Origin of the sequence: Adhaeribacter pallidiroseus (assembly GCF_003340495.1) — a bacterium.
Taxonomy (GTDB): domain Bacteria; phylum Bacteroidota; class Bacteroidia; order Cytophagales; family Hymenobacteraceae; genus Adhaeribacter; species Adhaeribacter pallidiroseus.
The window spans coordinates 1,692,950-1,711,948 of the sequence record NZ_QASA01000001.1; the positions used below are offsets into that span (position 1 = coordinate 1,692,950).

Genomic DNA, 18,999 nt, shown 5'->3' on the forward strand with positions numbered 1-18,999 from the left:
TAACATTATTCTACCACAGCTTCCTTAATTTTTACAGTTCCTTTTAAGATACTTTGTCTATATTTAACCACAATATTCTTCCAGTTGGCTTTATTCTTAACGTAAAAACTCATTCTATGAATTCTCGTCGCGATTTTTTGCAAAAGCTTACCCTTTCGGCCATTACCTTGCCTTTACTGCCCGGCAGTTTAAAACCTTTAAACTTACCCGAAGAAAATCCGGAACCCTATCAGGGCAAGGTGCTGCGGGTAGCTATTCTGGGTTTGGGCAGTTACGGCACCCGGGTGGCCGATGCCATGCAAACCTGCAAAAGAGCCAAGTTGGTAGGAGCCATCAGCGGTACACCCACTAAATTGAAGGAATGGCAAACTAAATACAACATTCCGGCAAAAAACTGCTACTCCTACGATAACTTCGACCAAATTAAAAATAACAAAGACATTGACGCCGTTTACGTCATTACCCCCAACGGCTTGCACCGCGACCAGGTTATTCGGGTGGCCAAAGCCGGTAAACACGCCATTTGCGAAAAGCCCATGGCCATTAATGCCCAACAAGGTCAGCAAATGATTGATGCCTGCCAAGCCGCTAATGTAAGATTACTGGTGGGTTACCGCATGCACTTCGAGCCTAAAACCTTGGAAGTAATCCGGATGCGCCAAGCGGGGGAGTTCGGAAAAATTAAATTTTTTCAGGGACTATCAGGCTTTACCATTGGCGACCCTAAGCAATGGCGCTTAAATAAAGAACTGGCCGGCGGCGGGGCCATGATGGATATTGGTATTTACTCGATCAACGGGGCCCGGTACATGGTAGGCGAGGAGCCCGTATGGGTTACGGCCCAAGAAACGAAAACCGATCCGGTAAAATTCAAAGAAGGCGTGGACGAAACCATCTTGTTTCAAATGGGCTTTCCGAGCGGCGCGGTGGCTTCTTGCTTATCGACGTACAGCATGAACGGTTTGGACAAGTTTTACCTGAACGGCGAGAAAGGTTTTGCCGAAATGCAGCCTTCCACCGGCTATGGTCCCATTAAAGGCCAAACGCATAAAGGCGAACTAAATCAGCCCCACATTACCCACCAAACGGTGCAAATGGACGAAATGGCCGCTATTATATTTGATAATAAAAAACCCGAAGTACCCGTGGACGGTCAGGAAGGCCTACGCGATTTAAAAATTATTGATGCCATTTTCCTGGCGGCTAAAACCGGTAAAAAGGTAGAATTGAAGGCTTAAAAGCAGTTGGTTCTAAGTGGAACAAGCTGCTAAGCTTAAATTCTCTTCCGTTTTAAATAAATCAAGTATTTGTTAAAATAAGCTTTCTCTAATCTTCGGAACAAATTAAAAAAAGCTTATTTTAATTTGTTCCGAAGATTTTAAAATTTAAATTTTTTATCAAACCAACTTTCCGATTATAAATCCATTTAAATCTAAATAACAAACCCCTGGTTCTTATGGTAAAGCATTTTTATTATTTATGGATCAGTTTAGTATTAATGGGCTGCCAATCCGCAAAAACCAACGAGAATCCATCAAACTTTACCTCCGAAAATTTAAGAATTTTAAAAATTGGGGAACAGGTGTATCAGCATACCTCGTACTTAAACACCGAAAGTTTTGGGAAAGTAGACTGTAACGGCATGATAGTTTTTGACGGGAAAGAAGCCGTGATTTTTAATACTACTGCCGACGATGTTTCTTCTGCTGAATTAATCAATTGGGTGCAAAACTCCTTGCATTGTAAAATTAAGGCCATTATTCCCACGCACTTTCACGCGGATTGCTTAGGTGGTTTAGCGGCTTTTCATCAGCAAGGCATTCCATCGTATGCCAGTAATGCCACCATTCAATTAGCGCAGGCCAAAAATGTAACTGTTCCAAAAACCGGGTTTGCTGATTTACTCGAGTTAAAAGTGGGCGATAAACAAGTGTTAACCGAGTTTTTAGGCGAAGGCCACACCCGCGATAATGTGATCGGTTATTTCCCGAGTGAAAACATGATGTTTGGCGGCTGCTTGATTAAAGAAGTAGGTGCCGGCAAAGGCAACCTCGAAGATGCCAATGTTTCGGCTTGGCCCGCCACGGTAAATCAACTAAAAGCGAAATACCCCGACGTAAAATTAATTGTACCGGGGCACGGAAAATCCGGCGGAACGGAATTGCTGGATTACACCGTAAAACTTTTTTCGGGGCAGTAGTTTTTTTCTTAAAAATTTAAAAAATCTTTGTAAAACAACTTTGTTCGGAATTTTACCTTCTTTCTGCCTGATTTATTCTTACTCTTAATCTGCTTCATGGCCCGTACCGCAATCCGGATACAACAACAAGAGATTGGGCTACTTTTTACTTCGTGGGTTTGCGCACCTTTGTAAAATATTCACCCCTAATTAAAATTATAAGCATGAAAAAAGTAAAATTAGGCCGTCAGGGATTAGAAGTACCCGAAATTGGCCTGGGCTGTATGGGCATGTCCAAAATTGCGCACCTGGATATTTACGGCCAAGCCGACGAGAAAGAAGCAATTGCTACCATTCACCGGTCATTGGAGCTAGGTGGAAATTTTTTAGATACCGCCGATTTGTACGGGCCATTAGCCAACGAACGCTTAATTGCCAAAGCCATTGCGGGTAACCGCGACCAATACATGATTGCTACTAAGTTCGGGTTTGAAATTGATGATAACGAACAGTTAACCTGGCAAATAAACGGCAAGCCCGATTACGTAAAAAAATCGCTGGAGCGTTCGCTGAAAAACTTGGGTACCGATTACATCGATTTGTATTACCTGCACCGCCAGGACCCGAATACGCCCATCGAGGAAACCGTAGCCGCTATGGGCGAATTAGTGCAAGAAGGCAAAGTAGGTTATATCGGCCTTTCCGAAGTTTCGTCTGATACCGTTCGCCGGGCGCACCAGGTACATCCTTTATCCGCCGTTCAAACCGAATTTTCGTTGTTCGAGCGCACCCCCGAAGAAAACGGATTTTTAGATACTTTGCAGGAGCTTGGTATTGGCTTTGTGGCCTATTCTCCTTTAGGCAGAGGCTTTATTTCCGGCGAAATTCAAAAGCCCGAGGATTTTCCGGAAGGCGATTTTCGTGCCGCGATGCCCCGTTTTCAGGGCGAACAATTTTATAAAAACCTGGAATTGGTTCATGAAATTAAAAAACTGGCCGCGGAAAAAGTTATTACGCCGTCGCAGTTAGCTCTTGCCTGGGTGTTAAGTAAAAACATGGTGCCCATTCCGGGAACGAAACGCCGCACTTACTTGGAGCAAAACCTGGCGGCTGCGGAAGTTACCCTCAGTGCAGCCGAGCTGAACCGGCTGGAAGCTATTGTACCTTTAGGCACTTCCACCGGCGCCCGATACGATGCCGCCAACATGGCTTTGATTAATCAATAAAAATTTAAACAGGATAAGTTAACATCTGGGAGCTTATCCTGTTATGTTACAAATAAATTTTACATGAAAAAAACAGGTATTGCGCCTTACGTGATTCATTCGGTTTCGGAAGCGCACCGCTTATTAGGTTTGCCCAAACCCGAACATCCCTTGGTAAGCATGGTTGATTTAAGCAGTTTGCGCGATACTTGCCACCAGTTAGTGGGCAGTTATGTGTATAGCTTTTACTCCATCTGCATTAAAAAAGACTTTAATGGTAAATTAAAATACGGGCAAAATTTTTACGATTTTGATGAAGGCATCATGACTTTTTTCTCGCCCGGCCAGGTAATTTCTACGGATGCTGCCGAAGAAGTAGCACTAAATGGCTGGTGGCTGCTCATAGATCCTGATTTTATCCGAAATTACCCTTTAGCTAAAAAGATAAAAGAATACAACTTTTTTTCGTACGCCGTGAGCGAAGCATTGCATCTTTCCGAAAAGGAAGAAGTTATGATTGCCGGCATTATGCAAAACATTGAACAAGAATACCGCTCCGCAATAGACACTTTCAGCCAGGACGTGATGATTTCTCATATTGAGTTGTTGTTGAACTACGCCAACCGGTTTTACAACCGGCAATTTATCACCCGCAAAAACGCAAACACCGATTTACTGGTAAAATTAGAAGACTTACTCAACGAATATTTTGAAAAAAACCGATCGTTGGTGTTTGGTTTGCCCACGGTGCAGTATATTTCGGAGCAATTAAACGTTTCGCCGAATTATTTAAGCGACGTGCTCCGCACTCAAACTGGGCAAAGTACCCAGCTCCATATTCAAAACAAAGTACTCGAAAAAGCTAAAGAAATATTAACTACTACTTCTTTATCCGTCAGCGAAATAGCCTACCAGTTGGGTTTCGAGTACCCGCAATCATTTAATAAATTGTTTAAAACCAAAATGAAAGTTTCCCCACTGGTATTCCGGAATTCCTTTAATTAACTAATAGCTTGTTAATTGAAGCAAACTTAAAATTTAAAAAAACAGTGTTAATTTATAAGTAAGTAACAGGACAAAATTAAGTTGATTTAAACCTGAGTTTAAGTAATTGATTATTAATTTATTAACGATCGAACAACGAACAACTAAAAACGACCAACTACTTAAACTTACGAGGAAAACAGCTATTTCTCTGATTTAATGGTTTCACTTAAACTTTAGAAACAACGGAAGAGCGGCCGCTACCTTTTTTTTATTTTGCTGGGCTGGATTCCATTTCGGCATTGCTTTTAAAACAATAATTGCCGCCGCATCTGCCTGCTCCCCTTGCGATATTTCAATTCTAACGTCTTCTACTTCTCCGGTATCATTAATAATTATCACGACAATTTCGTTTGTATCGAAGCTATTTTGGCCGGTTCCAATGGTAAACCGGGAATTCTTCTCCAGGTAATCTTTTAAGCCATTCAAGCCACCCGTAAACCAAGCAGGCTTTTCTGTAAAGGCGTAAACGGGTTTACCCGCTTTAGTTTTTAAATTTTCCATCGATATGGTATCGCCCGGATTTAAAAATTCTTTGTTTTGGAACTTTGTGTATGATGTGTAAGAAGAGGATGTTGTTGTTGGTCCGTATTCTCTGTTATCTGTAAAAGCTGTTGGAGCAGCCAGCAAAGAAGCTTTTGACTCCCATATAAATAAAAGAAGCAGGAAAACAGATCGAATAAATGCGATGGAACTGATTAAATTCTGCATGGATACGCGCGTAATATTAGCATTAATAAGACAGACGGCAAGTGCTTCCAAAACAAGACCCTACGCAAAAAGTCTGGCCTTTATTTTATCAGATGTAGTCTGGACTTTATTCCATAAAACTTTTGATTAGAAAAAACAAGACGGCGTACATGCAGCAGATTAAACCTATCTGTAAGATTTATCAATCTAATAACTTATTGCAAAAATTTAAATAAATAAGCGTTCCCTGTATGATTTACCGGATTATTCTGTTAAATTACCCTAAGTATAACTCTAGAAATTTGTAAAAATTTAAAAAAAGTTATTCTTTATGGAGCTACTGGATCGCATTGTAGAACATTCTACCGTTCCGAAATACTTACAGGTTGTAAATGCCGTGATCTCGGATATTGAATCCGGTATTCTCAAACACGGGCAACGCATTCCGTCCATCAACGAAACCAGCGAAATGTATTACCTCTCGCGCGATACCGTGGAGAAAGCGTACAAAGAACTACGCGAAAAAGGAATTATTACCTCTGTCCGGGGCAAGGGTAATTATATTTGTCAGAACTTTTCCACGGATAAAATACGGGTGTTGTTGTTATTTAATAAACTAAGCGCCTATAAAAAAACGGTGTACTACTCGCTGCTCAAATCCTTCGGCGAAGATGCGATTGTGGATTTGCACATCCATCATTACAACGGCAAAATTTGCGAAAACCTGATTCTGGAGAATTTAGGTAAGTACCATTACTTTGTGGTGATGCCGCATTTTTTTGAGCACACCGAAACCATTATGCAAACCTTGCACAAAATTCCGCCGCATAAACTGGTTTTTTTAGATAAAAATCTGGCGCAGTACACCGGTGATTGTGCCGCCGTATACCAAGACTTTGAACGCGATATTTACAGCGCCCTGCATTCGGGTATCGATTTATTATATAAATATCAAAAGCTCGTGCTGGTTTTCCCGAAAGATTTAAACTACCCACCCGAAATTGTAAAAGGCTTTCAACGGTTTTGCCAGGAAACTTCTTTCGCCTATTCTGTCATAGATGGCCTAGATAGTGAATCCATCACCGCTAAAACCGCTTTTATTGTGCTGGAAGAATCCGATCTGGTGGATTTAATCAAACATAGCCGCACCGAAAACTGGCAATTAGGTAAGGATATTGGCATTATATCGTACAACGAAACGCCTTTAAAAGAAATATTGGCTAATGGCATCACGGTAATTTCCACGGATCACGCCAAAATGGGCGAAACAGCGGCTTACATGATGCTGCACAAACGGAAAGGCAAAGTTATTAATCCGTTTACCTTAATCCGGCGCAATTCTTTGTAACTCTTGATTGGTTTAATGGTTCTAATTTCAAAAAAGCCGCAGCATTTTTTTATCCTAAAAGCACCGCAGACGGGCTGGTTCAAAATCTAATTTTTAAAATTTCTTAATACCAGCCGTTAACCTGCAAAAAGTAGGTGTGTTCCTGTGGTTTAAAAAAGTGTCTGCCGAAATTAGCCTTGGTCTTTTTAAATACCACCTGTTAAGATACATGAAGCGCTCTATAGTTTATAGTTTAGTAATATTTACCTTTTCGGGCACAGAACTACTTGCTCCTACCAATTTAGTAGCCCAGAACTTTGCCAAAGGCGCGGATATAAGTTGGTTACCCCAGATGGAAGCCACTAACTATAAGTTTTATAACGATCAAGGCCAGGAGCAGGATTGCTTTCAGATTTTAAAAGATCATGGTATCAATACTATCCGGCTGCGCACCTGGGTAAATCCATCCACTGACAAAGTGAGCGGGCATTGCAGCAAAGAAGAAACGGTAGCCCTGGCACAACGCGCCCAGAAATGGGGCATGCGGGTGATGATCGATTTCCATTACAGCGATAGTTGGGCCGACCCCGGCAAACAGAAAAAGCCGGCCGCCTGGGAGGGACATGATTTTACCCAGTTGCAACAAGATGTATATCGCTATACCTTAGAGGTCATGTCGGCGCTAAAAGCAGTAAATATTTATCCGGAGTGGGTGCAAATAGGTAACGAAACGCCCGGTGGTATGATTTACCCCGAAGGAAGCACTGCCAACTGGTCGCAATTAGCGCAGTTAATCAACAAAGGTTACGATGCTGTTAAAGCCGTTAGCCCTAAATCAAAAGTAATATTGCACCTCGACCAGGGAAACAACAAAGAACGCTTTCGTACCTGGTTTGATAATGCGCAAAAACACGGCGCTAAATACGATGTCATTGGTTTATCGTATTATCCTTTTTGGTTACCCGGCAATCCGGATTATACCCTATCAATTAATAATTTAGGTGAAAACTTAAAGGAATTAGCAGCTCGGTACAACAAAGAAGTAATGGTGGTGGAAGTGGGCGGCGAAGATACGAAAGCGCAAAATACCTACGATATGTTGGTGGCCGTGCAAAATAAAGTGAAGGCCGTACCCAACAAAAAAGGTTTAGGCGTAATATACTGGGAACCGCAAGGAGCCCGAAGCTGGAGTAACTATGGCCTAAGTGCCTGGGGTGCGGATGGTAAACCCACTAAAGCTTTAGATGCTTTTCTGGTGAAGTAATGTAAAATTTAAAAAATCACTGCTTTTTGTTTTTCAAAATCACCTAGTAAAAAAGGTGTTTCCACCGGAAGGTAGAAAATGTTATTACTAGCAAGGCGTGATCTTAGGAGCCTTTACAAGTCTCCACGCGCTGGTGCTATCTCGCTTGCCCCCTCCGCCCTCCGGGCACCTCCCCTAAAAACAGGGAAGGAGATGCTGCAATTGCCTCTTTCTGCTTTTCCCGCACCTGGGCACCAGCATATGAAGAGTCTCTCCAGAGCCAAACGAATGCCTGTTTCCTTTAGCCGCCGCTTTTACTTTTTTAGAATGATATTACTTTAACGTGCATTCGAGCGAAGCCCTTCATGACACAAAGAATAAAGAAAAATACGAGAACGAAAGATAAAATTCTATTTAAGGTTTCTAGCTGTTCATTTCCGTTATCCGGGAAGCATCTAACCCGTAAGTAACCGATTAGATCCTTCCCGGATAGCAGATTAAAGAGCAGGAGCTTCGCCTGGATTCATCTAGTTATCTTTAGCTCAAACGCACGTTATTTACTTATTTAACGGAGGCAGTGGTTTCGTGAAATGTAATGGTAACCGGTCCTAACAAACCAGACGGCATGGGTTGCCAATCTGCAGCATCGAAGGGCTTATAATTAATATTAACAAAGTTGATCTCGTGGTATTTACGCCATTCTATCTTTTGTTGATCGAGGTACCGGATGCGGTTGGCCATCAGGTTAGCTACCTCTACTGTAATGGTGTTGGTACCAATTTTTAAATATTTACCAACCCGGGCCCGAAAGGGAATACTCCATAAAACACCCACTTCCTGATCATTTACCCACACCCGGGCGCTTTCCTTTACCTGGCCCAAATCCAAGAGGTATTCGCCGGCTTTTTTAGCGGGCATGGTAAAAGTGGTAGTATAGGTGCCCGTGCCGGAAAAATTAACTGCTTTTTTATCAGGTAGCTCCGTCCAGGAGTATAATTTTTTAAATTTATGATCGGCTGGTAAGGCCGGGCCGCCTTGCGTAAAATGCAAGTACCATTCTCCTGGTAAGCTCACGGAGGTTGCCGCTGGCCCCAGATATTCCCAAGCTGGTACTTGGGGGAGGGGCAGGGTCGACGTTTTTAAAATAAGTGATTCGCCGGCGGCTAATTGTACCTTTGCCAAGGTTTGGTCAGGAGTACTGGTAATGGCGGCTAATCCCACTTGCCCACTCTGCGGATCCAGAATTACCACTGCTTGCGCCGGGGTGTTCAAAGGAATACGGGTGTCTACCGCTTTAGCCGTGTGATTGACCAAGTAATAATACTTGCCAGTGGGTAATTCGCGCCGAATAAATTTTAAGCCGGTGTCGGTTAGCTTTTCGCGGAAAATGCCCGCTAATTCTAAAGCTGGGGGCAGGGCAGAAGCAAGTAAAATCTGGCCGGTACCGATTTTACATTGTTTCAGGCCTTTTCCAACTTCGGTAAAAGTTAATGAATGCTTAAGCTCCTGAAATTGTTTTTGGCGATGGAGTAAGTGATGCAGACCGGGTACTTCCTGAGGCAATTGTTCCACTATAATAGTGGCTCCGGCTTTAGCCAGGTTTACCATTTTTTCTAGAGTGCTTAGCGGCATGTAAGTAGCCTGAGGTACCACCAATACTTGGTGGCGGACTACAAAATTTATTCGGATATCGTTTTTACTCGCTTGGGCCTGAGCCAGCATTTTATCCGAAACAAAGTCCAGCGAGTAGCCCATTTTAATTAAATTTTTGGTTTGTTTATAAAAAGCAGTAGGTTGGAGCCATTCATTAATTGCGTGTACCGTAAACAGTTTTTCGCGGCCTTCGGGTTGGTGATAGTTATCGTATATTGGCCAATAAAGGGCGATTTCGTTATCAGGTTTGCCCGTTTGCAGCACCCCTTGGACGCGGGTAATATAGGTGTTTATACCGGAAAAATGCGGCCATAAACTATTAGCTGGGGTTAAGTTTAATGAGGCGTAGAATAACCAGCCGGGCCAGGGTACATCTTCCGGCGAATAGGTTACACCATGGTAAAATACGTGATTGATTCCCGCTAAAAACAATTGCTCTACTTCGGGTTTGCCCTGCGAGAAAGCAGTTTTAAAATGCTCGCCCAGCCAGGTAAAAGTTTCGGACGATATTAAGTTTTTGCCCGCCGCGTGTCCCCCGGAAGAGGCAAACTTTAGCATAATAGGATCAGGGTCTACATTACGGACATCGGCGCTGTCGCGGCGCAAACCCGGTAGGGGGAAATAGCTGGAGCCAAACGTTTCCCCTTCGGGTATGTCTACGGCAGCGTATAGATCCAATAAGTTACCGGGCGAGCCGTGCGCTTGGTTTTTGGTGATGCTGTTACGTTGGTGCGCCCAGTTCGACCACGGAATGGTAAAATTTTCCAGCAGCATTTCGCCCATGGTTTCGCGGTAATCGGCTTTTAAGCGAGCTACTACCGCGGTTTTTTCCGAACTAACCAGTTCGCGTAAATAGTGGCGCAAATCGTACCCCCGGCGTGCCTCAAATTCTTCAAAAAATTCCGGCGACCAATCGGCGCCGTACACTTCGTAGCTATCGTTGTAAAAAGCCCGAAAGCCCAGGTTGTTTTGCTTAAAAGCCAGATTAAACCGGTTAAAATAAGCTTCTACCGCTGTGCCAGATAGATGATCCAGGGTAAATCCTTCGCCGCCGGGAGCGGCTCTTTTAACTTTTTGCCCCGTGCGGCCTACAAAAGCTACGTAAATCCGCCAGGTTCCCGTTGGGGGAGTCCAGTTCAATTTTCCTTGTAAATCTACCTGATCCGATAAGTCCAGCACTTCGCCGTTGGGACCGTAGGCGGTAACCGCTTGCCAGGTAGCCAGTTGTTCTTTAAAATCTTTAGGTTGCAGCGTTCCGGGAATTTGTTGACCGGCTGGCAATGTATAATCCTGAATAATTAGTTTGGCCGCCGCAAACTCCGGCGTGATTTGGGGTCCGCCAAAAGGCCAACCGGTACCCTGGGTCATATCTACGCCCATGCCTAAGCTATTGGCTTTTTGTACCGTAAATTGTAGCATCCGCATCCACTCCGGCGATAAATAAGGAAGATACCGGTTTTCGTAACCCACGGCGCCGTAGATAGGGGCAATTTCCACGCCGCCCAAACCTGCCTCGGCGTATTGCGCCAGTAAATGGCTTATATTTTTTTCGTCGACGGCACTGCCCATCCACCACCATCGGGTCCAGGGTCGGTTTTCTTTTTTTACGGTTGGCCAGCCTGAACTTAACGGGCTGGCAGATTGATTTTGGGCTAATAAGGGTAGCGTGCCCCCAAACAAATAGGCGGCCGTTACCAGTAAAAACCAAAGCTGCTTCGGGAAAAACATGCGGATTTAGGGATAAGTAACTGCTGGCTTAATTTTTAAAAATCAGTGCAATCTCCGGATGGCAGATAGTGGTTTAGAACGTCAATTTATACATTATTCTAACCAAAATACCTCCCGGAGCGGTACGGATACCGGCGAATTATCCGGGTTCGTATCCATAATATCGGCCATGTAAGCCCACCACTTTTGAACAATAAGGTTAGTTCCTAAATCCTGCGACGATTGCCCGGCTTGTTTTTGCACGGCAAACAGGGTTAGCGTTTCTTCGTCCAGAAAGATGGAGTAATCCGAAACGCCGGCAGCCTTTAACAACTGTACCAACTCCGGCCAAATAACCTGGTGCCGCCGCTGGTATTCCGCCACAAACCCCGGCTTTAATTTCATCTTAAAAGCAAACCGTTGCATAAATAGTTGTTGGTAGTTAATGGTTTGTTGTGAATCAAATACAAGTTTAGTTAGCTAAGTTATTACTGTAAATTTTAATTTTATAGAAACGCGTTAAAGTACTTATTTTAGGAAGATTATATTTAAAGACCATACTCTACTTTTATCTTTTTAAATTCCGGGTCGGCTTACAAGAATAATGAGGGTAAAGCCTAATGTAAATTTTTTAAATTTTTTTACTGTCCTGGGCTATCCTGGGGGCAGCTTAGCCGCTATAACTTTAGGAACTACATTTTCTCAAATTTTTTTATTAGGCCAGTAGAAGGAAGATTCTGTTACCAATTAAACCTGGTTACCCGGTACTGTATTTTTAAATTCTAAGCAAAGAAACGGTAATTTTCTTCTTCTGAACTCTAAAAACCCTACTTAGCAGGATACAACAGGATGGCATTTTCCGCTGAATTTAGTTACATTAGAAGTTTATTAAACGGTAAGGCAGTTGCATGAGCAGATCAGAAAAGAAAGCTACCAACCGCTGAACCCAACTGTTTGCCGCCTGGCGCAATCTTCCGGCAATGCCCTTATTTAAAAAATTATTCCGGAAAGTTGTTGGAGGTGCGCAAACGAGTTTCACGGCAGTTAAAAATTTAGAACATTCACTTAAAACAAACAGATAGTTATTTTCAAAACTACACCTATGAATAAAAGTACATCTTGTTTAAAATTATTGCTAACCGTCTCGGTATCGCTGTTTATTGGTACTTCGTGCCGGAATGCCAAAGAAGCCGAAACCAAAACGCAAACAGCTGCTGCGGCTACTGCCGAACCGGTAGCTAACCCCAAAGTTGATAAATTAAAATTACCCACCGGTTTTAAAGCCGAACATTTATACAGCCCTTCGGAGAATAAACAAGGCTCCTGGGTAGCTATGGCATTCGACAACAAAGGCCGCTTAATAACCTCTGACCAATACGGGTTTTTGTACCGGATGGAGATTTCTCCGGTAGGCAAAGGTGGGGGTAAACCCAAAATTGAGCGCTTAAACGTGGGCATTGATAACACGGTGCAAGCCGATACTACCAAGCCCAAGGTGGGTATGGGTTACGCGCAAGGTTTGTTATACGCCTTTAATAGCCTGTACGTGATGATTAATCACAACAGCAACCAGGAATTTGAAAAAGGCAGTGGCCTGTACCGCCTGCAGGATACGGATAACGACGACCAGTACGATAAAATTACTTTGCTTAAAGCCATGACCGGCGAAGGGGAGCACGGTCCGCATAGCATTAAATTATCGCCGGATGGCAAATCCTTGTACGTGGTAGCCGGTAACTTTACCGACAACCCGGGCATGAACGCCTACCGCATTCCGCAGGTGTGGGGCGAAGATAATCTGATACCATTAATTCCGGATCCGCGTGGTCACGCTACGGACCGCATGGCCCCCGCCGGCTGGATTGCCAAAGTGGACCCTACCGGCGCTAATTGGGAAATGATTGGGGCCGGTTTACGGAATACTTACGACATTGACTTTAACGAAGACGGCGAATTATTTGCGTACGATTCGGATATGGAATGGGATTTCGGGATGCCGTGGTACAAACCTACCCGTATTTTGCACGTAACCAGTGGCTCGGAGTTTGGCTGGCGCCGAGGCAACACTTCCTGGTCGCCTACTTTTGCCGATGCCTTGCCGGCCGTTTTAAATATCGGACAGGGATCACCGACCAACTTTATGAGCGGCCGCAACGCTAAGTTCCCCGACAAATACCGCCGCGCCATGTACGCCTTCGACTGGAGCTTCGGGATTATCTACGCCGTGCATTTGCAACCGCAGGGCGCTTCCTATACTGCCACCGCCGAAGAATTTATTTCAGGTTCGCCGTTGCCCTTAACCGACGGTACCATTGGTCCGGATGGCGCCATGTATTTCTTAACGGGAGGCCGCCGCATCGATTCGGATTTGTACCGGGTGTATTATACCGGCAACGAACCAACTAATTCGTCCATAGCCAGTACCTTACCCGCCGCCGCTAAACAATTGCAACAAACCCGCAAAAAGTTAGAAGAATACCATACCGGCGCTAAAGCCGGGGCGGTGGAATTTGCCTGGCCCTACTTAAAAGATAACGACCGGTTTATCCGGTACGCCGCCCGGGTTGCCGTAGAACACCAACCGATAGCGCAATGGCAGCAAAAAGCCTTAACCGAGAAAGATCCGGTGATTGCCACCCAGGCTGCTTTAGCTTTAGCCCGCAACGGTGAAAAATCCGTGAAAAGTCAGATCTTAGCTAACCTGATGCAAGTAAACTATAGTCAGCTATCGGAAACGCAGCAGTTAGATTTACTTCGGGCCATGGAAGTTACTTTGTTCCGGATGGGCAAACCCGACGCCGCACAAGCGGCTAAATTAGATACCTATCTGAGTGCCCATTATCCGGCCCAAAACAACAATGACTTAAACCGCATGCTTTGCAAAGTGCTGGTGTTTATTGATTCACCGACCGTGGTGCCAAAAACCCTGGCCTTGTACGAGCAAGCCAAAGACGATAACTCCAGCCAGAAAAACTTTACCGAGTCCTCGGATCTAATTTTACGCAACCCGCAATACGGTTTAGATATAGCCAGCATGCTGGCTAAAATACCACCGGCCCAGCAAATGTATTACGCCACGGCCCTGAGCGAAGCCAAAAAAGGCTGGACCCCGGCTTTACGCGATAAATACTTTGCCTGGTTTGCTTCCGCCTTTAAAAATTACGCGGGTGGCCGCAGTTTCGTGGGCTTCCTGGATCGGGCCCGGAAAATTGCTTTGCAGAATGTACCCAAAGATAAAACAGAATATTACAACCAGTTATCGGGTAATGCTTTACTAACCAGTTCGGGTTTAGATATGGCGGTTACGGCGGTGCAGCCCAAAGGTCCGGGTAAAAACTGGAAATTACCGGAAGCTCTAGCGGCCGTAGAAGGTAAATTAGAAAACCGCAATTTTGAGCAAGGCAAGGCCATGTTTGCCGCCAGTATGTGCAGCTCCTGCCACAATATGCGGGGCGAAGGTGGGTCCGTGGGTCCGGATTTAACCCAGCTGGGCACGCGTTTTTCCGTAAACGATATGTTGGAATCGATTATTGAACCCAGTAAATACGTGTCGGACCAATACGCCTCTACAGTGTTTTATTTGAAAGACGGCAGCTCGGTATTAGGCCGCCTGGTGAACGAATCCGGTGATAAATACTCCATTTCGCAAAATCCATTTGCCCCCGATATGCTCCGCGACCTTCCGAAGAAAGACGTGGTAAACACCAAAGTATCGAACGTTTCGATTATGATGCCCGGCATGATTAACCGCTTAAACGAAGAAGAATTAAAAGACCTGATTGCTTATTTAATGGCCGGCGGTAATAAAGAACACACCGTTTACGCTTCCAAAAAATAAAAAATTTAAAAATTTTAAATTTAGAGGCTGGTAGAGGCAGGTTTTATAGCTTGTACTTGCCAGCCTAATTTTTGAGTTGTTTAAGCTTTTGAGAAGTTTATACTCGTATGCAGTTAAGTGCTGATAACAACGCGAAGCTATTCTTTAGGCAATAAGGTTATAGGTTTTAATGGTCTGTTGATTTTTCATAAAATATTATAAAAAGAACAGATTAAGAACAACTAAACAGCTTTTGTCAGTTATCAAGCATTAATCGCTGTTACGTAAGCAGCAGTTATTTCGGTATTTACGTTGATAAATGTAAGCTCGTGTGTTCTACTCCAAGGCAAGATTAAAAAGGAAAGTTGAATCGCCCGTAAACAAAGGGATCTCTACAGAAGAGCTAATTGAATTAAAACGCTGTACTGCTTGTTCTATTATCATTAAGCAAAGGGATTAGTGTTAAATGTAAATAAAAAGCCTACCTTTGCCCCGGAATTTTGGAATCAGCGTACGGATTTATCTTCATTACCATTTTTGTCGCTCGATTTGTTGCATTAAAACCCGTCTCATTTTTGCCTTCATTAATGATAAATACCGGTTCCGATGCAAGCCTGCTGATGCCAGATTGCGTAAAACCATTTTTAAAAAAATTAATTCATGAACAATTTAAGATTTGACGAGCTTCCGCTCTCGCCGGAAATGCAACGCGCTATTGCCGACATGGGCTTTGAAGAAGCATCACCGATACAAACCGAAGCTATTCCGGTATTAATGCGGGGCCAGGATGTTATTGGCCAGGCACAAACCGGAACCGGTAAAACCGCGGCTTTTGCCATTCCTACCATCGAGAGTATTGATGAGCATGATAAAAGCGTGCAGGCCCTGATTTTGTGCCCCACCCGGGAACTGGCGATCCAGGTTTCCGAAGAAGTAAATAAACTAATTAAATACAAGCGTAACATTAGCACGGTGCCCATATACGGTGGCCAAGCTTACGACCGACAGTTACGGGCATTAAAGTCAGGGGTACAAATTGTAATTGGTACGCCGGGCCGGGTAATGGACCACATTGAACGCGGTACGTTGCAACTAGATAAAGTTAAAAAAATTATTCTGGACGAAGCCGACGAAATGCTGGACATGGGTTTCCGGGAAGATATTGAGTTTGTATTAACGAAAATACCCGCTGAACGCCAAACGATATTCTTTTCGGCCACCATGAGTAAGCCGATTATGGAGCTTACCAAAAAATACCAGACGAACCCGCAAATTGTGAAAGTGGTGCACCAAACCTTAACGGTGGCCAACATTGAGCAAGTTTACTACGAGGTGCGGAATAACATGAAAATGGATGTGCTTTCTCGTATCCTGGACATGTATAACCTAAAGTCGGTGCTGGTATTTTGTAATACCAAACGCATGGTGGATGAGTTGGTAGCAAACCTACAAGCCCGTGGCTATTTTGCCGATGGTTTACACGGCGACATGAACCAGACCCAACGAAGCAATGTAATGGCGAAATTTAAAGCCAGCACCTTGGAAATATTAGTGGCAACCGACGTAGCGGCCCGAGGTATCGACGTAGAAGATTTAGAAGCCGTGTTTAACTACGACTTGCCGCAAGACGAAGAAGCTTACGTGCACCGCATTGGCCGTACCGGCCGGGCTGGTAAATCGGGTAAGGCCTTTTCGTTCGTGTCGGGCCGCGATATTTATAAGTTAAAAGATATCATGCGCTTTACCAACGCTAAAATCAAATTGGCCAGCGTACCAAGCTACGAAGATGTAGCCGAGGTAAAAACCAATTTGTTCTTAAGCCAGATAAAAGAAGTTATTCAGAAAGGTAATCTAACCAAGCATATTAGCCGCGTAGAGCGTTTGTTGGCCGAAGATTTTACGTCGCTGGAAATTGCCGCCGCCCTCATGAAAATGAGCATGCGCGAAGAAAAAGCCAAAGAAGTATCGAAAGAACTCGATGGCCCGCGCGAAGGCATGAGCCGCTTATTTGTAACCATTGGTAAAAAAGACCGCGTAAACCCGAAAGATATTGTAGATATTATTTCGGATAACACCAGCTTACCGGCCAACAAAGTAGGTGATATTAGCCTATACGATAAATTTTCTTTTGTGGAAGTACCCAAAGAATACACTTCCGAAATTGTAGATAAATTGGGTCGTACTACGATGTTGGGCAAACCCGTTTCTTTTGAGAAGGCGCAGAAGAAAACGGCTGGTTCCGGCGACGAGCGCGGTGACCGGCCCCAAGGCCAGGATCGTGAAAGAAGTAGAGGCGATCGCGGCAGTTTCTCCGAAAGAAGTGGTAACCGGAGCGGCTTCTCCGACCGTTCCGACCGGGGTGGTTTTGGTTCCCGCTTTGGCGGCAACTTCGATAAAAAGAAGAAACGCAGCAGCTATTAATTTTAAAACTTTTGCTCTTAATCAGCGTATAAAAATCGATTACAAGCGGAAAAAATATAGGTTAAAATGTTTTAGATGCTTCAAAAAAGGCTTCATCCAAACGGGATGAAGCCTTTTTATTTTATTTATTTAGCATACTCCTTCCTGCAAATCAACTAACAGAGATTACTGCACGGCTCAGCCAAGTTTTTATTTGCTCCACCATGTAGGTATTATTTCCGGAATTAACCTTTTTTCTCCTTATTTATTAATCATTAATATTTTTTTAAGCTTAAAGGTACCAGGCTTAGGTTAAAACATCCGAAACGGCGGGATTTAGTTCTAATCCTGCGGTTGCAAAAATTTTAAAAAAGTGAAGGTATGCGAAAAAATATACCCCTAATATTTTTGTATTTGCTGAGTTACTCGAGTTTCGGGCAAAAAACAGCTAATAGCAGCCTGGTTGTACCCCGGATGCGGGTTATTGTGGACAATGATTTTAGCGGCGATCCGGATGGATTATTTCAACTGGCGCATCTATTATTATCTCCTTCCGTGGAAGTGCGGGCCATTATTGGTTCTCATTTAAAAGTAGGCGATGGATTTGATTCTTCTAAAACCCAAGCGGCTAATGCCGCCAGTAAAGCCAAAGAGCTTTTACAGGTTATGGGAATAAAAAATAACTTTCCGGTGCTAGCGGGTTCCAATACCGCCCAGCTGAACGATAGTACTCCGGTGAAAAATGAAGCAGTAAACTTTATTATTAAAGAAGCCCTGCGAACCGATACCAAATTGCCTTTATACGTTCTTTGCGGTGCAGGCCTTACGGAAATAAGTTCTGCCTGGTTAGCGGCTCCCCATATTGCCGAAAAACTTACCTTAATTTGGATTGGTGGGCCGGAGTATCCGGATTTAGCCTTACCTCCGCCTAATTATTCCAATCCGGAATATAACCTGAATATAGATCAGGCTGCGGCCAGAACGGTTTTTAATCAATCAAATCTGGCCGTATGGCAAGTACCCCGTAATGCTTACCGGCAGGCTATTTTGCCGTATTCGCAATTACTGCAAAAAGTAAAACCCCAGGGTAAAACCGGCCAATATTTAAGTAACTTGTTAGAAAAGTTAATGATCCGTATCCTACCGTACGTAAATATCGGCGAAACGTATATTCTGGGCGATAGTCCTTTGGTATTGCTTACAGCATTGCAATCATCTTTTGAGGCCGATCCTTCGTCTAGTGCGTACACCATTAAAATGTCCCCCCGGATAAATGCGGAAGGTAACTACGAATATTATCCTAAAGGCCGAAATATTCGGGTGTATACCCATCTGGATACTAATCTGATGTTTAACGACTTTTTTGCCAAATTGGAAATGTTTAAAAATAACTGATTTTCCAGAGCAAGTTTTAACCCCAGACAAATGCCGTTTTATACGGGTGCGTTATTCCGATTATTCTAGTGTTCGCTAAGAACCACTGATTTTTTAAATTTTTAATTAGACCCGGCAGATTAAATCAGGGTACGCAACCATTCTTTTGCAACCTGATCGTCAGAGAAACTTTATATAGGATTGAGCGGTGTTTGAAAGGCAAACACCATTTTCAGGATAAACTGGACTGGATTCGGTTTAGAGAATATTGCCAAGCCGGAATAAAAGTGAGGCAGCAGCTGCGCTGAAATCGCCCGAGTGGGTGGCTTTGTCCGGAACCCGATATTTTGCTAAATAAAT

At 43.8% G+C, this 18,999-nt stretch carries 12 protein-coding genes; 9 read left to right on the forward strand and 3 right to left on the reverse strand.

The window, feature by feature from the left end; genetic code table 11:
• Nucleotides 1-116 precede the first annotated feature (116 nt).
• The 4 genes from AHMF7616_RS06520 (at nucleotide 117) to AHMF7616_RS06535 (ending at nucleotide 4,389) form a co-directional block, all read left to right on the forward strand.
• Nucleotides 117-1,238 carry a Gfo/Idh/MocA family protein gene (locus tag AHMF7616_RS06520; protein WP_115372157.1) on the forward strand — a complete coding sequence of 374 codons (1,122 nt, stop codon included), beginning with the start codon at nucleotides 117-119 and terminating at the stop codon, nucleotides 1,236-1,238.
• Between the two features lie 218 nt (nucleotides 1,239-1,456).
• On the forward strand, nucleotides 1,457-2,200 hold the full coding sequence (gene bla / locus AHMF7616_RS06525) for a subclass B1 metallo-beta-lactamase (RefSeq protein WP_115372158.1): 744 nt from the start codon (nucleotides 1,457-1,459) through the stop codon (nucleotides 2,198-2,200).
• A gap of 203 nt (nucleotides 2,201-2,403) precedes the next feature.
• Nucleotides 2,404-3,405: an aldo/keto reductase gene (locus tag AHMF7616_RS06530; RefSeq protein ID WP_115375487.1), complete on the forward strand. Its 1,002-nt coding sequence runs from the start codon at nucleotides 2,404-2,406 to the stop codon at nucleotides 3,403-3,405.
• 63 nt (nucleotides 3,406-3,468) lie between these two features.
• Nucleotides 3,469-4,389: a helix-turn-helix domain-containing protein gene (locus tag AHMF7616_RS06535; protein WP_115372159.1), complete on the forward strand. Its 921-nt coding sequence runs from the start codon at nucleotides 3,469-3,471 to the stop codon at nucleotides 4,387-4,389.
• 204 nt (nucleotides 4,390-4,593) lie between these two features.
• Here the strand turns inward: AHMF7616_RS06535 and AHMF7616_RS27010 are convergent, their stop codons facing one another.
• The gene (locus tag AHMF7616_RS27010) at nucleotides 4,594-4,932 is read right to left on the reverse strand and encodes an energy transducer TonB (protein WP_233507359.1); all 339 of its coding nucleotides are present in this window, start codon (nucleotides 4,930-4,932) and stop codon (nucleotides 4,594-4,596) included.
• A gap of 517 nt (nucleotides 4,933-5,449) precedes the next feature.
• On the opposite strand from AHMF7616_RS27010, the gene AHMF7616_RS06545 reads away from it, so the two are divergent.
• Together AHMF7616_RS06545 and AHMF7616_RS06550 are read left to right on the forward strand one after the other, a co-directional pair.
• Nucleotides 5,450-6,466, forward strand: coding sequence for a GntR family transcriptional regulator (locus AHMF7616_RS06545; RefSeq protein WP_115372161.1), 1,017 nt, complete (start codon nucleotides 5,450-5,452; stop codon nucleotides 6,464-6,466).
• Between the two features lie 208 nt (nucleotides 6,467-6,674).
• Entirely contained in the window at nucleotides 6,675-7,709 is a 1,035-nt protein-coding gene (locus AHMF7616_RS06550; protein WP_115372162.1) for a glycoside hydrolase family 53 protein, read from the forward strand.
• 540 nt (nucleotides 7,710-8,249) lie between these two features.
• On the opposite strand, the gene AHMF7616_RS06555 is transcribed toward AHMF7616_RS06550, so the two are convergent.
• Together AHMF7616_RS06555 and rhaM are read right to left on the reverse strand one after the other, a co-directional pair.
• Nucleotides 8,250-11,069 (reverse strand): glycosyl hydrolase, encoded by a 2,820-nt coding sequence (locus AHMF7616_RS06555; protein WP_115372163.1) that lies wholly within the window; start codon nucleotides 11,067-11,069, stop codon nucleotides 8,250-8,252.
• A gap of 93 nt (nucleotides 11,070-11,162) precedes the next feature.
• Entirely contained in the window at nucleotides 11,163-11,474 is a 312-nt protein-coding gene (gene rhaM / locus AHMF7616_RS06560) for an L-rhamnose mutarotase (protein ID WP_115372164.1), read from the reverse strand.
• 676 nt (nucleotides 11,475-12,150) lie between these two features.
• Here rhaM and AHMF7616_RS06565 point away from each other — a divergent pair.
• The 3 genes from AHMF7616_RS06565 to AHMF7616_RS06575 all read left to right on the forward strand — a co-directional run bounded on the left by AHMF7616_RS06565 (nucleotide 12,151) and on the right by AHMF7616_RS06575 (nucleotide 18,660).
• Entirely contained in the window at nucleotides 12,151-14,886 is a 2,736-nt protein-coding gene (locus AHMF7616_RS06565) for a c-type cytochrome (RefSeq protein ID WP_115372165.1), read from the forward strand.
• A 639-nt stretch (nucleotides 14,887-15,525) separates the two neighbouring features.
• Nucleotides 15,526-17,286: a DEAD/DEAH box helicase gene (locus AHMF7616_RS06570; RefSeq protein WP_115372166.1), complete on the forward strand. Its 1,761-nt coding sequence runs from the start codon at nucleotides 15,526-15,528 to the stop codon at nucleotides 17,284-17,286.
• Nucleotides 17,287-17,646: 360 nt separating this feature from the next.
• Nucleotides 17,647-18,660, forward strand: a complete 1,014-nt coding sequence (locus AHMF7616_RS06575; protein ID WP_115372167.1) for a nucleoside hydrolase — start codon at nucleotides 17,647-17,649, stop codon at nucleotides 18,658-18,660.
• The last annotated feature ends 339 nt before the right edge of the window (nucleotides 18,661-18,999 follow it).